Consider the following 13,943-nt stretch of genomic DNA (forward strand, 5'->3'; position numbering starts at 1 on the left):
CGGGCGGGATGGGCGTTGGGCGCGGGCTCGTCTCAGTGTGGCAAGGAGTTGTGGGGCTGGGTGGGAGTCGCGGCGTTGGGTGGGAGCTGGTGCGGGGCGGCGGTCGGGTGTGCGGGTCTGGGGCGTAGTTGTCTTGGCGGAGCTGGACGGGGTGCGGTTGTGAGCGCGTCGGTGCGCGGGCTGCGGGGCGGGGGGCATGCGCTTGACCGCGAGCGGGTCCTGGTGCTGGGTGGGGTGGGGTTGTGAGGGGGCCGATTCGGGTGGTGTTGGCCGACGATCAGGCGTTGATTCGCAGTGGGTTCAGGGTGTTTGTTGAAGGCGCTGACGACGTTGTTGTGGTTGGGGAGGCCGGGACCGGGCGGCGGGCGGTTGAGGTGGCTCGGGGGGTTCGGGCTGATGTTGTGCTCATGGATATTCGGATGCCGGATCTGGACGGGTTGGCGGCTACCCGGCTGATTGTGGGTGATCCGGATCTGGCCGGGGTTCGGGTGCTGATTTTGACGACGTTCGAAGTTGATGAGTATGTCTTCGCGGCGCTTCGGGCTGGGGCCAGTGGGTTTCTCGGCAAGGGGGCGGAGCCGGAGGAGTTGCTGGCTGCTATCCGGACTGTGCACCGGGGGGATTCGCTGCTGTCGGCGGCCGCTACCCGGAGTCTTATCAGTCGGTTTCTGGCCGAGCCGGGCGGCGGTGGGGCTTCGGCGGCGCTTGGAGACAGGCAGTTGGTCGAGCTGTTGACCGAGCGGGAGCGGGAAGTTGTCGGGCTCGTCGCCACCGGGATGTCCAACGATGAGATCGCGGCGCGGCTGTTCGTCAGTCCGCACACGGCGAAGACGCACGTCAACCGGGCCATGACCAAGCTGGGCGTGCATGATCGGGCCCAGCTGGTCGTGGTCGCATACGAGTTCGGGCTCACCGGGCGTCGGGCTCGACAACCGGAGACCGGCACGTAGACCGCAGGCGGTGCTACATGCGGTCAGGAGTGGCTATCCCCAGCAGGTCCAGGCCCGTCGACAACGTGCGGGCCGTCAGTTGGCACAACGCCAAGCGGCTGGTTCGGACCGGGTCGGGGGCCTTCAGCACCGGGCACTTCTCGAAGAACGCGGTGAAGGTCACGGCCACGTCGTGCAAGTAGGCGGTCAGGCGGTGGAACTCCAGCGTCTCGGCGGCCCTGGCTATCACCGACGGGAACGCCAGGAGCTCCAAGGCCAAGGCGTGTTCGGCCGGGTGGGTGAGCAGGAAGGCGGCCGGCACCTCGCCGACCTCGCCACGGCGGAAGATCGAGGCGATCCGCACATGCGCATACTGCAGGTAAGGGGCCGTGTCACCGGTTGTCGCCAGCATCCGGTCGCAGTCGAACGTGTAGTCCTTGATCCGGTCGCTGGACAGGTCGGCGTACTTCAGCGCCCCCATGCCGATCGTCGCGTTGCCGGCCCGCTCCACCGCCTCGGCCAGCAGCTCCGTCAGCTTGCTCGCGCCGCCCGTGCGGCTGCGGAGCATCTTGCCGTCCGCGCCCAGGACGGAGCCGAACGCCACGTGCTCGGCCCGCACCGTCGGCGGTAGCCAGCCGGCCGCCCGGGCGACCGCGAAGACCATTTCCAGATGCTGGCGCTGCGGGGCGCCCACGACGTAGAGCAGGCGGGTGGCCTTGAGCTCGTCGACCCGGTGGCGCACCGCGGCCAGGTCCGTCGCGGCGTAGCCGTAGCCGCCGTCGCGTTTGCGGACGATCAGCGGCAGCGGTGCCCCGTCGCGGGTGGTGAAGCCGTCCGGGAACGCGCACAAGGCGCCGTCGCTGTCCCGCAGCAGGTCCAGCGCCAGCAGGTCGTCGACCACGCCGTCGAGGGCGTCCCGGTAGCCGCTCTCCCCCGCGAAATCACTCTCCAGCAGGCGTACTCCCATCCGGTCGTACACGCTCTGGATGTACCCCCGCGAAGTCTCGACGATTGAACGCCACAGCGCGACCGTCTCCGGGTCGCCGGTCTGCAACAGCAGGACCCGCCGCCGCGCGCGCTCCTGGAACGCGGTGTCGGTCGCGAACTTCTGCCGGGCCGCCGCGTAGAACGTGGCGAAGTCGAGCTCGCCGCCCTCGACGAGGTGCTCGACCAGCATGCCGAAGTTGGTGCCCCAGTCGCCGAGGTGGTTCTGCCGGATCACGGTGTGGCCCTGGTACTCCAGCACCCGCACCGCCGCATCCCCGATGATCGTCGAGCGCAGGTGGCCGACGTGCATCTCCTTGGCCGCGTTGGGGCCCGAGTAGTCGACAACGACCGTCTCGGACTCCACTGTGGACACGCCGAGCCGGGCATCGGCCGCGGCGACGGCCAGCCACTCGGCCAGCGCGGCGTCGGACAGCGTCAGGTTGATGAAGCCGGGGCCGACGACGCGAACGTCGCCGCACAGGTCGGCCAGGTCGGCCGCCTCGACCACGGCGGCGGCGACGGACCGGGCGCCCGGCTGCCCGAGCGCCCCGTCGGCCTGAAAGTCAGCGTGCCGGGATCGGCGCAGGACGGGATCGACGGTCGAACCGGTCACAGTCCCGAACGCGGCCGCGAGTCGATCCCGCAGCTCCTCGCCGATATCAGCCATGCCCCTGGACGGTACCCACCAGCTCCGGTTCGTGCGCCTGAATTTTCACGGCGGAGGGCGCCCACAGGAAGACCAGTGCCGCGACCTCGCACACCAGGGAGAGCGCCTGCAGCGTGATGATCGGCACCGCGTAGCCCGGCATCTGCGCGACGACACCCGGCAGCATGGCGTGGGCCAGGATCTGGATGCCGAGCACGACAGTGAGGATGCGCCGGGCCTTGGGCCTACCACTGCGCAGCTTGTACGCCCGCAGCGGCAGCAGCACCGCGAGCACGAGGTGCGGCACGACGGCGCCGGCACCCGCTGAACCGAGCGCCAGGTACGTGACCCCCATGGCGAGAACGTGCAGCGCGGCGATGGCGAGGGCGGCGGCGAGCGTGCGGTTCATGTTCTTCTCGGTCATGCCATGACGGTATGGAAACGCGGGCCCCGGTACCGCTGCCCGCCGTCACCACCGGGGCATGACGGATGTCATCCTCGTAGCCGTGACCTTTCACGCCAGTACCGAGACGTTCGCCGGGCGGCCCGTGGTCGCGCTGGAGTCAGGGGCGCCCTTGCCCGTCGTCGATCGGCCCGTCGCCTGGCGGTTCGAGTACTTCGACGAGGACTTCGACGACAGCGAGGGCCCCAACGAGGGGTACAACGCCGCGCTCGACGAACTGCTGGACACGGTCGACACCGGGGCGATCGAGGCGCTGGTGCTGGGGTCGTGGGGCTACGCCGCGTTCGCCGACGCCCCGATCGTGAAGCTCTGCGAGGTCGCGCACCGGCTGCCGAACCTCGAGGCGCTGTTCCTCGGCGACATCACCGGCGACGAGTGCGAGGCCTCCTGGATCCGGCAGGGCGACCTCAACCCGCTGCTGGAGGCGTTCCCGAAGCTGCGGGTCCTGCGTGTGCGCGGCACCGAGAACCTGCGGCTGTCCCCGCTGCACTCCGCGCACCTGCGCGAGCTGGCGTTCGAGTCCGGCGGGCTGCCGGCCGAGATCGTGACCGCCGTGCTCGACAGCGACCTGCCGGCGCTGGAGCACCTGGAGTTCTGGCTCGGGGTGCGCAACTACGGCGGGGACGTGGCCGTGCGGCACCTGGAGCCGCTGCTGGCCGGGGGCCGGTTCCCGGCGCTGCGCCGCCTGGGTCTACGCAACGCCGAGATCGCCGACCGGATCGCGGCCGCCCTGGCCGGGGCCCCGCTCGTCGGCCGCCTGGAGGAGCTGGACCTCTCGATGGGTGTCCTCGACGACTCCGGGGCCGAGGCCCTGCTGGCCGGGCAGCCGCTCACCCACCTGCGCCGGCTCAGCCTGCGGCACAACTTCCTGTCCCCGGAGTTCGCGGCCCGGGTCGTGGCCGAGCTGCCCGGCGTGGCGGTGGACGTCGAGGACCAGCAGACCGAGACGCAGTGGGGCCGATACACCGCGGTCGGTGAGTGATCAGCCCCAGTGCTGCGGGGCCGGGGTCTTCACCAGGGCGTTGATGCGGTTGAAGAAGTTGGTGGTGGCGATCCACAGCACGATCGCCCCCAACTCCTCCTCGCTGAAGTGTTCGGCGGCCGCGTTCCACAGCTCGTCCGGCACCGCGTCGGCCCGGTCGGCCAGCCGGGTCGCGGCCTCGGCCAGCGCCAGGGCGGCCCGTTCGGGCTCGGTGAAGTACGGCGTCTCCCGCCACGCGGCGACGGCGAAGAGGCGGTCGTCGGTCTCGCCGTTCTTGCGCATGCTGCGGGCGCCCGAGTCCACGCACGGGCTGCACCCGTTGATCTGGCTGGCCCGCAGGTGCACGAGCTCCAGGACGGTCGGCGAGACGCCGGACGCGTGGGCCGCTTTGTAAAGGAGGTTCACGGCCTTCGGCGTCTCGGTCGCGAGCACGCCGGGGTTGATCAGTCGAGCGGACACGATGGTTCTCCTGTCACATCGGAGCGGTTTGCTTCGTCGCCCCTATGACGCCCCCGGACCGAGCATTGTGACAAAGGGAGTAAACGTGACCGACGACATGCTGGCGCGGGAGTTCGAGGCCCAGCGGCCGCGGCTGACGGCCGTGGCGCAGCGCATGCTCGGCTCGGCCGGCGAGGCGGAGGACGCGGTGCAGGAGGCGTGGCTGCGGCTCACCCGGCAGGACGACCGCAAGGACAACCTGGCCGCCTGGCTGACCACCGTCGTCGGGCGGATCTGCCTCGACATGCTGCGGGCCCGGGCCAGCCGCCGGGAGGAGCCGATGCCGTTCACGGACCCGCCCGTCGAGGCGGCCGACCCGGAGCAGGAGGCGCTCCTGGCCGACTCCGTGGGACTGGCACTGCTGGTGGTGCTGGAGTCATTGACCCCAACCGAAAGGCTGGCATTTGTACTGCACGACATGTTCGCCGTCTCCTTCGACGACATCGCCATTGTCGTGGGCCGCAGCCCGGCCGCCGCCCGCCAGCTGGCCAGCCGGGCCCGCCGCCGGGTCCAGGCGCGCGAGCCGGAGACCGGCGAGCGTCCGCACGCGGTGGTCGAGGCGTTCCTGGCCGCGTCCCGGGGCGGCGACCTCGGCGCCCTGCTGGAGCTGCTCGACCCCGATGTGGTCATGCGGGCCGACGAGACCGCCGCCAAGCTGGGCGGCCGCGGCGAGACCCGCGGCGCCGAGGTCATCGCCGCGTTCTTCAACGGCCGCGCCCAGGGGGCCCGCATGACGGACCTGGCCGGTGTCCCGGCCGCGCTCGTGATCCACGGCGACGAGCTGAAGCTGATCCTGTCGTTCACGGTGGAAGACGGCCGGATCACCGTCATCGAGGCCATCGCCGACCCTATGGACCTGGCAGAACTCCACCCGCCGCGCTGACCGTCGCCGCGTCGAGGGCGAAGGCGATGGTGTCCGGGTAGGTGACCGACAGGCTGGAGACGATCGACGCGTAGCGGTTGGCCGCGGCCAGGTCGAGCCCGCGCCCGAGCGCCACGATCAGCGCACCCAGGTGGGCGTCCCCGGCACCGGCCGTGTTGACCGGCTCCACGTGCAGCGGGGCGGCGTGGGACAGCGACTGCCCGTCCCACGCCCAGCTGCCCTGCCGCCCGGCGGTGACCACCAGCGAGCCGGCCCCCATCTGGTCGATCGCGGCGGCCATGACATCGGCCGCCTCCGGTGAGGTGAACGCCACCGCCTCGTCGATGTTGAGCACCAGCAGGTCGACCCGGTCCAGCAGCCGCCGCGCCGCCGGCCACTCACCGGACACGAACGTCGCCACCCGGAACAGTCCCGCCTCCGTGGCCAGGTCGAGCAGCGCCTCCCGGGCGGCCAGGGGCACCTCGGGCAGGGCGACCGCCGTGCCCGGGCGCAGCCGATCCCGGGCCGAGTAGATCAGGCCGGGGCCGACCGAGTCGCTCGCCGACGACGCCGTGGTGATGTTGCCGCCCGTGCCGTCGGGGTACTGGAAACACACCGAGAACAGCGTCGGGCGGGACGAGAGCACGCCGACGAGCGAGACGTCCATCCCCGCCGAGCGCATCTGCTCGAGGGTCTCCCGGCCGGCCGGGTCGTCGCCGACGAGGCCGATCGGCAGCACCGTCGTGCCGGCTCCCCCGAGGCGCCGGACGTAGTGCAGCACGATGTGGAGCTTCGCCGCGTCGCGCCGGTCGAGCAGGGTGGCGGCGCGGCTCTCCTCGCGGCCGAGGGTGTGCTCGCCGTGCAAAGCCAGGAACAGGCCCGAGCCGAGGCCCCCGGTGCCGACGACGAACATCAGCTCAGATCCCATTCCGGGTGCTCGGCCACCGGGTGCCGGGCCGTGTCCACGGTCGCGGTCAGCAGCACGTCCGGGTGCTCCTGCAGCAGGGTCAGCGGATACTCGGCGGTGGGGTCGGCGAACAGCGCGACCCGCAGCGCCGTCTGCTTCCACGCGCCCGTGTCGCTGAACAGCCGGATGCGCCGGGCGGCCAGGATCTCGCGCATCCCCAGCGTGACCGACATGGGCGGCACGAACTGGTAGGCGCCGCCGAACGTGCGCTGGGCCAGGGCGACGATCGTGTCCACGTTGTTCTCCTGCACCCGGGCCGTGGACGTGCGCAGCTCCTCGACGGTCTGTGGGCTGAACGGGTTGCGGCGGGCCTGGTTGTACGCCACGTGACCGTCCTGCCCCCAGCCGCCGTACACGAGATCGGCCGGCCGCGCGAGCAGCTCCTCGGTGATGCGGGCGAGGTTGCCGGGTGCGGGCCAGTGCCGCTGTGACTCCGGGGCGGCCAGCTCCGGCGCGATCGGGTCGTAGAACTCGCGCTGCATGAAGCCGCGGAAGCTGTACGGATGCCGCAGTGGCACCGGCCGGGCCTGCCAGTCGAGGCACTCGTCCATGTGGAACACCTCGAGCCCGGCCAGGCTCACCCGCTCGGCGTTGACCAGCTCGGCGAACGGCGCGTACCAGGCCGCGGGCCCGCACGGAACGACTGCCCGCAAGGGTCCCGCTTGTATGGCCTCCACGAGCTCCCGGGCCATCAACCGGCCCATCGCCGCGCTGTCCGGGCAGATCCGCAGCCGCAGCCGGGCCTCGGGATGCTCCGCGAGCCGGTCCGCGGGCACGGCACACCAGCGCCGCAGATCATCACGGTCGACCATGAGGCAGCCCGCTTTCGAAGGTCTCCTACGAATGTTGACCGCAGAGTAGGAGCAAGGCGCGGATGAACACAACCCTCTTGACAACATTTACCAGGAGACCATCATTATCCCATCCATTGACGCGAGGGGGCCACGATGACCGCACGGCGCGGCGACGGCCGGGTGGCCACGCTGTTCCTGGCGCCGGCCGCGATCGGCTTCGCGGTGTTCTACCTGTATCCGAGCGCCAAGGCGGTCTGGTACTCCCTCACCGACTGGAACCTGCTGTCCGACCCCGAGTTCGTGGGCCTGGACAACTACCGCGAGGTGATCCGCGACGCGCGCTTCTGGGGTTCGCTGTGGGTCACGGTCAAGTTCGTCGTCTACACCCTCGTTTCGCAGCTGGTGCTGGCCCTCGGCCTGGCCGCGGTCATGCACCGGCTCACGCGGTCGGTCGTGCTGCGGGCGCTGCTGCTGGTCCCGTGGCTCGTCCCCAACGTCACCATCGGCCTGCTCTGGCTGTTCCTGCTCGACACCAACGTCGGGTTCGTCAACGGCGTGCTCGAGGCCGTCGGCCTGCCGGTCCAGGGCTTCCTCACCTCCACCGGCCTGGCCCTGCCCTCGATCGCCGGCATCACCACCTGGGCCGGGACCGGCTACGTGGCCCTGCTGCTCTACGCGGGGATGCTGCAGATCCCGCAGCAGCTGTACGACACCGCCGCCCTCGACGGCGCCGGTGAGCTGCGGATGTTCTTCCGCATCACGCTGCCGCTGCTGCGGCCGATCCTCGCGCTCGTGCTGGTGGTCTCCATCATCGGCTCGTTCCAGGTCTTCGATGTCGTGGCGGTCACGACCCAGGGCAGGCCGGTGAACCTCACCCGGGTCATCTACTACGCCATCTACAACGAGGCCTTCCAGCGCTTCCGGATGGGCTACGCCATGGCGATGGCCATGGCCCTGGTGCTGCTGCTGGCGGTCTTCACGGTCGTGCAGATGCGGCTGCTGCGGGCGTCGCGCTCGGATCTGAGCTGAGGGGAGTCCAGATGCGACGGTTCGTTGGCGCCTCGTTCCTGGTCGTGTTCATCGCGATCACCCTGTTTCCGTTCCTGTGGATGGTCCGCACGGCCTTCATGCCCGCGTCGGACCTGTTCACCGACACGTTGAACCCGATTCCGCAGCGGCCGACGCTCGTGAACTTCGAGCGGGTCCTCGGCCTGTCCACTGTGGAGGAGGCGCAGGCCGCCGGCGGCTCCGGAGCCCGGCTGGACTTCCTGCTGTACCTGCGCAACTCGGTGCTGTACACGGCCGCCACCGTCGCCGGCCAGATCACCAGCTGCTCGATGGCCGCCTACGCGCTGACCCGGCTGCGGTTCCGCGGCCAGGGCTTCGTGTTCGGCGTCTTCATGGCCGGGCTCATGGTCCCGGCGATCTTCACACTGCTGCCGAACTTCGCGCTCGTCAAGCAGCTCGGCCTGCTCAACACGTTCGGTGGCCTGGTGGCGCCGACGCTGCTCATGACCCCCTTCACGGTGTTCTTCCTGCGGCAGTTCTTCCTGTCCATCCCGATTGAGGTGGAGGAGGCGGCGCGGCTGGACGGCGCCGGGCGGTGGGCGGTGTTCTGGCGCGTCGTGATGCCGATGAGCCGCGGCCCGCTGCTGACCATCGCGCTCACCCAGGCCGTCTGGACCTGGAAGGACTTCCTGTGGCCGCTGCTGGCCGCGCCGGGCGAGAGCACGCGGGTGCTCACCGCCGCCCTGTCGGTGTTCCTGCAGCAGGCGCCCAACTCGCGACCGGACTGGACCGGTCTCATGGCGGCCGCGACGTTGACCGTCGTGCCGGTGCTGGTGCTGCTGGTCGCGTTCGGCCGGCGGCTCGTCGACTCGATCAACTTCACCGGTGGGAAATAACCCCGAAAGGACTTCTCGTGCGGGCAACGATGAAAGCCGTCGCCTTGCTGGCGGTGCTCGGCCTGGCCGCGTGCGGCACCGAGGACAACAGCGCCGACGGTGCGGTGACGCTGAACTACACACTGTGGGTGGACACCCAACTGCCGGCCTATCAGGCGTGCGCCGACGCGTTCCACACCAAGAACCCGAACATCACCGTCAAAGTCACGCAGCTGGCGTGGGACCAGTACTGGACGAACCTCACCACGAAGGTCGTCTCCGGCGACGCGCCCGACGTGTTCACCGACTCCGTCGCCTATTACCCGCAGTTCCTGCAGAACAACCAGATCCTCGACATCGCGCCGATGGTCGAGCGGGACCAGATTGATCTGGGGCAGTACCAGAAAGGGCTCCCGGATCTGTGGGTGAAGGACGGGAAACGCTACGGGCTGCCGAAGGACTGGGACGCGATCGCCCTGCTCTACAACACGGCGCTGCTCAAGCAGGCGGGCGTCGACCCGGGGACGCTGAAGGACCTCAGTTGGAACCCGCCCGACGGGGGTACCTTCGAAAAGCTCATCGCGCGAATGACCGTCGACGCCACCGGGAAACGCGGCGACGAACCGGGTTTCGACAAGAACAACGTCAAGACCTACGGCCTCGTCGCCGACCTGGACGCGGGCTCACTCGGGCAGACCAGTTGGGGCAACTTCGCGGTCAGCAACGGCTGGTATTACGTCGACAAGAATCCCTGGGGCACGAAGTTCAACTACGCCGACCCCAAGTTCACCGACACCATCGCCTGGTTCAACTCGCTGCCGGCCAAGGGTTTCAGCCCGAAGTACGACAAGCAGAGCACGGTCGGCACGGACGCGGTGCTCGAGTCGCAGAAAGCGGCGATGGGCATGACCGGGTCCTGGATGGCGGGGTACTACCTCGGCTCGACGGTCAAGCAGAAGTACGCCTTCGCCCCGCTGCCCACCGGCCCGGCCGGGCGCAAATCGGCGACCAACGGCCTTTCCGACGCCATCTACGCCGGCACCAAACACAAGGAAGAAGCGTGGCAGTGGGTCAAGTTCCTGGCCTCGCCCGAGTGTCAGGACCTGGTCGCGGCGAAGGCGGTGGTGTTCCCGGCGGTGAAGACGTCCTCGGAGAAAGCCCTCGCCGCATTCGCCGCGAAGAACCAGGACGTCTCGGTATTCGTCGAGGAGTCCAAGGCCGCTGACGGCACATTCCTGCTGCCGATCACCGAGAACAGCGCGCAGATCAGCGAGACGGTGCAGACCGCGCTCGACACGGTCTGGCTCGGTCAGCAAGACGCCAAGGCAGCGATGGCCGACGCGACCAAGCAGATCAACGCTCTCTTCAAATAGAAAGGCTCAGCCATGGCTCGCATCGCGCTGATCGGCGCAGGCAGCGTGACGTTCACCCGGCGGGTGCTGTCCGACCTGTTCTCCTACCCGGAGCTCACCGGACTCACCGTCGCGCTGCACGACATCGACGCGGGCCGGCTCGCCACCGCCGAGGCCATGGCCAAGTGGATGGCCGATCGGCTGGGCACGGACGCCCGGGTGGAGGCCTGTCCGGAGCGCCGCCGCGCGATCGCCGGCGCCGACTACGTGATCAACGTGATCGCGGTCGGCGGGCACGCGGCGGCCAAGCTCGACTTCGAGGTGCCGGCCCGGTTCGGCATCCGCCAGACGATCGCCGACACGCTCGGCATCGGCGGGATCTTCCGGGCCCTGCGCACGATCCCGGTCGCGCGGGCGATCGGCAACGAGCTCGCCGAGCTCAGTCCGAGAGCACTGCTCTTGAACTACACGAACCCGATGACGATGATTCCGCGGGCCGTGTATGAGGGCTCGCCGTTCACCCAGGTCGTCGGCCTGTGCCATTCCGTGCGCGACACCGAGGGGCGGCTGGCCCGGCTGGCCGGTGTCCCGCGCGAGGAGTGCGCGATGGTCACCGCGGGCGTCAACCACCAGGCGTTCGTCCTGCGGTTCACGCGCGATGGTGAAGATCTGTATCCGTTGCTGGACCGGGCCATTGCCGCAGACCCAGAACTTTCCCGGACCGTGCGCGTGGAGATGTACCGACGACTCGGCTTCTTTCCGACGGAATCGAGCGAGCACGGCTCCGAATATGTCCCGTGGTTCCTGCCCCACGACGAGCAGATCGAGCAGTTCCGCATTCCGATCGGCGAGTATCTGACCTGGCTCGACCGCGACGCCGGCGTCTATGACGAGCACGTGCGCGGGCTGGCTTCCGGGGTCGGCGTGCCGATCGAGCCCAGCTCCGAACTGGTCTCCGAGGTGATCCACTCGATCGAGACCGGCACGCCCCGGGTCGTATACGGAAATATTCGAAATGACGGACTCATCGGCAATCTGCCCCCGCAAGCCTGCGTCGAAGTGCCCTGCTTCGTCGACCGGGCCGGGATGCGCCCGATGCCCGTCGGTGCCCTCCCGCCCCAGCTGGCCGCCCTCAACAGCAACTTCCTCAACGTCGGCGAGCTGACCTTGCGGGCGGTTTTCGAAGAGCAGCGATCGCACGTGTACCACGCAGCGATGCTCGATCCCCATACCGCCGCTCGGCTGCCCTTGGACCGGATCACTGCTCTCGTGGACGCGATGATCGAGGCCCACAACGATCTCCTGCCGCCGTTTCTCCAGAGGCCGTCGATGTCCACCATGGCGCCGTCGGAGGGCGCGGCCAGTGCGCATCCGCTGTACAACCTGCCGCTGCGGGAGTGGCGGCCCGAGACCCAGCTGCAAGTGCCCGCGTCGGCGGAGGTCACGTCGCCGCGGCGGCCGGTGATCGACGCGCACAGTCACCTCGGCCGGTGGCTCACCGGCGACGGCAGCTGGATGGTGGCCGACCCGGGCGCGCTGGTCGGCCTGATGGACCGCTGCGGCGTGCGGGCGATGGTCAACCTCGACGGCCGCTGGGGCGACGAGCTGGCCGCCAACATCGCCCGCTACGACAATGCCTACCCGGGCCGCTTCGCCACGTTCTGCCACGTCGACTGGGACGAGCTGGCCACGCCCGGCTTCGGCGAGCGGATCGCCCGCGGCCTGGCCGCCTCCGTCGCCGCCGGAGCCCGCGGCCTGAAGGTCTGGAAGGACCTCGGCCTGCACCGCCGCGACCACTCCGGCGAACTGATCCTGCTCGACGACCCGCGGCTGGCCCCGCTGTGGGCGGAGGCCGCCGCGCAGCGTATCCCGATCGCCGTGCACACCGCCGACCCGCGGGCCTTCTTCGAACCCATCGACGAGCGTAACGAGCGCCTGGAGCAGCTCCTGCACTATCCACAGTGGTCGTTCGCGGGCCCCGAGTTCCCACCCTTCGAGCGACTCATCGACGCCCTCGAAACGGTCGTCGCGGCCCACCCCGGCACCACGTTCATCGGCGTGCACGGCGGCTGCTACCCGGAGGATTTGACCCGGGTCGGGGCCATGCTCGACGCCTACCCCAACTACCACATCGACATCTCGGCCCGCCTGGCCGAGCTCGGCCGCCAGCCTCGCACCACCCACGACCTGTTCACCCGCCACCCCGACCGGGTGCTCTTCGGCACCGACAGCTTCCCGCCCGACGAGCGCGTGTATCGCCTGCACTACCGCTTCCTGGAGACGCGCGACGAGCAGTTCCCGCACGACCCCGACGGCGACCTGCTCATGGGCCGCTGGGCGATCGACGGGCTCGGCCTGGACGACGCGACGCTGGGGGCGCTCTACGCCGGAAACGCGGCCCGGCTGGTCCCATCACTAGGATTGACCGGGTGACGGAGGACGCGGTCGCGGGTGGCGACCTCAACCGGCTCCGCCAGCTCAACGCGCTCTCGGTCCTGCGGTCGCTGCGGGAGGGCCATTCGCTGACGCTCACCGAGCTGGCCCGCCGGACCGGCCTGTCCCGGCCCTCGACCGAGGACGTGGTGCAGGACCTGCTGGCCCAGGAGTGGGTCGGCGAGGTCCTGCCGCTGCCCGGGGCCCTGGGCCGGCCCGCGCGGCGATACCGCTTCCGCGCCGACGCCGGCCACGTCGTCGGCATCGACGTGGGCGCGCACAAGGTCCTCGCCCTCGTCGCCGACCTCGACGGCCAGGTCGTCGCCAGCCGCCGTATCGCCGTGCGGCCGGAGACCCCGCAGCGCGAGCGCCTCGACGTGATCGAGGAGGCCGCCCTGGGCGCGCTGCGGGCGGCCGGCCTCACCCCGCCCGATATCTGGGCGGTCAGCGTGGCCAGCACCGGCCTGGTCGACGCCAAGGGCACCGTGTCGTTCTCGGTCGTGCCCGACTGGACCGGCGTCGACCTCGTCGGCCACCTGGGCCGCACCTTCGACTGCCCGGTCCGGGCCGAGAACGACTGCCGCCTGGCCGCCCTGGCCGAGCGCTGGCGCGGGGTGGCCACCGACTTCGAGAACATCGTGTATGTCCTGGCCGGGTCCCGCACCGGCGCCGGCATCATCGTCAACGGCCAGCTCCTGCGGGGCGCCTCGGGCGCGGCCGGCGAGATCGGCGTGCTGCCCGAGGCCGGCTGGGGCCGGGCCCAGGAGCACCTGCGCGGCTGGGACGGCGCGGCCCAGGTGTTCGCGGCGGCCCGCGGCGGCGACCGCAGCGCGGCCCAGGCCGTGGAGGCGTACACCCGCGACCTGGCCCTCGGGACCGCGGCGCTGATCCTCACCGTCGACCCGGAGCTGGTGGTCCTCGGCGGCGGCTTCTCCCGCTCGTCCGACATGCTGCTGGAGCCCTTGCGCGCCGAGCTGGCCAAGGTCGTCATCAACCTGCCGCAGGTCCGGGTGTCGACGCTGGGCGACGAGGGCTCGGCCCTGGGCGCGGTCCGGCACTCCCTCGACCTGGTCGACCGGCTCGTCTTCGCCCCGTCGGCCGGCCTCGCGCCGCCGCGGGCGCCACGGCGGGCGTGAGCGGCCCGCCC

At 70.4% G+C, this 13,943-nt stretch carries 13 protein-coding genes; 8 read left to right on the top strand and 5 right to left on the bottom strand.

Features of this window, described 5'->3' with window-relative positions; all coding sequences use genetic code 11:
• The first annotated feature begins 254 nt into the window (after positions 1–254).
• Positions 255–950, top strand: a complete 696-nt coding sequence (locus ACIA8L_RS49360; protein WP_395916379.1) for a response regulator — start codon at positions 255–257, stop codon at positions 948–950.
• A 13-nt stretch (positions 951–963) separates the two neighbouring features.
• On the opposite strand, the gene argS is transcribed toward ACIA8L_RS49360, so the two are convergent.
• Both argS and ACIA8L_RS49370 read right to left on the bottom strand, forming a co-directional pair.
• Complete coding sequence (argS, locus tag ACIA8L_RS49365; protein ID WP_395916141.1) at positions 964–2,583, bottom strand: arginine--tRNA ligase; 1,620 nt, start codon at positions 2,581–2,583, stop codon at positions 964–966.
• On the bottom strand, positions 2,576–2,986 hold the full coding sequence (locus ACIA8L_RS49370; protein WP_395916143.1) for a hypothetical protein: 411 nt from the start codon (positions 2,984–2,986) through the stop codon (positions 2,576–2,578). The genes argS and ACIA8L_RS49370 overlap by 8 nt, the downstream gene beginning before the upstream one ends.
• 58 nt (positions 2,987–3,044) lie before the next feature.
• On the opposite strand from ACIA8L_RS49370, the gene ACIA8L_RS49375 reads away from it, so the two are divergent.
• The gene (locus ACIA8L_RS49375) at positions 3,045–4,007 is read left to right on the top strand and encodes an STM4015 family protein (protein WP_395916145.1); all 963 of its coding nucleotides are present in this window, start codon (positions 3,045–3,047) and stop codon (positions 4,005–4,007) included.
• On the opposite strand, the gene ACIA8L_RS49380 is transcribed toward ACIA8L_RS49375, so the two are convergent.
• Positions 4,008–4,466: a carboxymuconolactone decarboxylase family protein gene (locus ACIA8L_RS49380; protein ID WP_395916147.1), complete on the bottom strand. Its 459-nt coding sequence runs from the start codon at positions 4,464–4,466 to the stop codon at positions 4,008–4,010.
• A gap of 97 nt (positions 4,467–4,563) precedes the next feature.
• Here ACIA8L_RS49380 and ACIA8L_RS49385 point away from each other — a divergent pair, with 97 nt between their 5' ends.
• Positions 4,564–5,388: a sigma-70 family RNA polymerase sigma factor gene (locus ACIA8L_RS49385; RefSeq protein ID WP_395916380.1), complete on the top strand. Its 825-nt coding sequence runs from the start codon at positions 4,564–4,566 to the stop codon at positions 5,386–5,388.
• Here the strand turns inward: ACIA8L_RS49385 and ACIA8L_RS49390 are convergent.
• Positions 5,354–6,295, bottom strand: a complete 942-nt coding sequence (locus ACIA8L_RS49390; protein ID WP_395916149.1) for a carbohydrate kinase family protein — start codon at positions 6,293–6,295, stop codon at positions 5,354–5,356. The genes ACIA8L_RS49385 and ACIA8L_RS49390 overlap by 35 nt on opposite strands.
• Positions 6,280–7,146, bottom strand: coding sequence for a 6-phosphogluconolactonase (locus ACIA8L_RS49395; RefSeq protein ID WP_395916151.1), 867 nt, complete (start codon positions 7,144–7,146; stop codon positions 6,280–6,282). The genes ACIA8L_RS49390 and ACIA8L_RS49395 overlap by 16 nt, the downstream gene beginning before the upstream one ends.
• Positions 7,147–7,281: 135 nt before the next feature.
• On the opposite strand from ACIA8L_RS49395, the gene ACIA8L_RS49400 reads away from it, so the two are divergent.
• The 5 genes from ACIA8L_RS49400 to ACIA8L_RS49420 are packed head-to-tail and all read left to right on the top strand — an operon-like array spanning position 7,282 to position 13,932.
• Positions 7,282–8,157 (top strand): carbohydrate ABC transporter permease, encoded by an 876-nt coding sequence (locus ACIA8L_RS49400; protein ID WP_395916153.1) that lies wholly within the window; start codon positions 7,282–7,284, stop codon positions 8,155–8,157.
• 11 nt (positions 8,158–8,168) lie between these two features.
• Positions 8,169–9,032 (top strand): carbohydrate ABC transporter permease, encoded by an 864-nt coding sequence (locus ACIA8L_RS49405; RefSeq protein ID WP_395916155.1) that lies wholly within the window; start codon positions 8,169–8,171, stop codon positions 9,030–9,032.
• 17 nt (positions 9,033–9,049) lie between these two features.
• Positions 9,050–10,384: an ABC transporter substrate-binding protein gene (locus tag ACIA8L_RS49410; RefSeq protein ID WP_395916156.1), complete on the top strand. Its 1,335-nt coding sequence runs from the start codon at positions 9,050–9,052 to the stop codon at positions 10,382–10,384.
• Between the two features lie 12 nt (positions 10,385–10,396).
• On the top strand, positions 10,397–12,796 hold the full coding sequence (gene melA / locus ACIA8L_RS49415; RefSeq protein ID WP_395916158.1) for an alpha-galactosidase: 2,400 nt from the start codon (positions 10,397–10,399) through the stop codon (positions 12,794–12,796).
• The gene (locus ACIA8L_RS49420; protein WP_395916160.1) at positions 12,793–13,932 is read left to right on the top strand and encodes an ROK family protein; all 1,140 of its coding nucleotides are present in this window, start codon (positions 12,793–12,795) and stop codon (positions 13,930–13,932) included. Before melA ends, ACIA8L_RS49420 begins: the two co-directional genes overlap by 4 nt.
• Positions 13,933–13,943 lie beyond the last annotated feature (11 nt).

The organism is Dactylosporangium sp. NPDC051541 (assembly GCF_044454505.1).
Taxonomy (GTDB): Bacteria; Actinomycetota; Actinomycetes; order Mycobacteriales; family Micromonosporaceae; genus Dactylosporangium.

Bases quoted from the DNA above. Each gene is read 5' to 3' on its own strand.
- argS (WP_395916141.1), bottom strand. From the start codon at position 2,583: ATGGCTGATATCGGCGAGGAGCTGCGGGATCGACTCGCGGCCGCGTTC.
- ACIA8L_RS49370 (WP_395916143.1), bottom strand. From the start codon at position 2,986: ATGACCGAGAAGAACATGAACCGCACGCTCGCCGCCGCCCTCGCCATC.
- ACIA8L_RS49375 (WP_395916145.1), top strand. From the start codon at position 3,045: ATGACGGATGTCATCCTCGTAGCCGTGACCTTTCACGCCAGTACCGAG.
- ACIA8L_RS49385 (WP_395916380.1), top strand. From the start codon at position 4,564: ATGCTGGCGCGGGAGTTCGAGGCCCAGCGGCCGCGGCTGACGGCCGTG.
- ACIA8L_RS49390 (WP_395916149.1), bottom strand. From the start codon at position 6,295: ATGGGATCTGAGCTGATGTTCGTCGTCGGCACCGGGGGCCTCGGCTCG.
- ACIA8L_RS49395 (WP_395916151.1), bottom strand. From the start codon at position 7,146: ATGGTCGACCGTGATGATCTGCGGCGCTGGTGTGCCGTGCCCGCGGAC.
- ACIA8L_RS49400 (WP_395916153.1), top strand. From the start codon at position 7,282: ATGACCGCACGGCGCGGCGACGGCCGGGTGGCCACGCTGTTCCTGGCG.
- ACIA8L_RS49405 (WP_395916155.1), top strand. From the start codon at position 8,169: ATGCGACGGTTCGTTGGCGCCTCGTTCCTGGTCGTGTTCATCGCGATC.
- melA (WP_395916158.1), top strand. From the start codon at position 10,397: ATGGCTCGCATCGCGCTGATCGGCGCAGGCAGCGTGACGTTCACCCGG.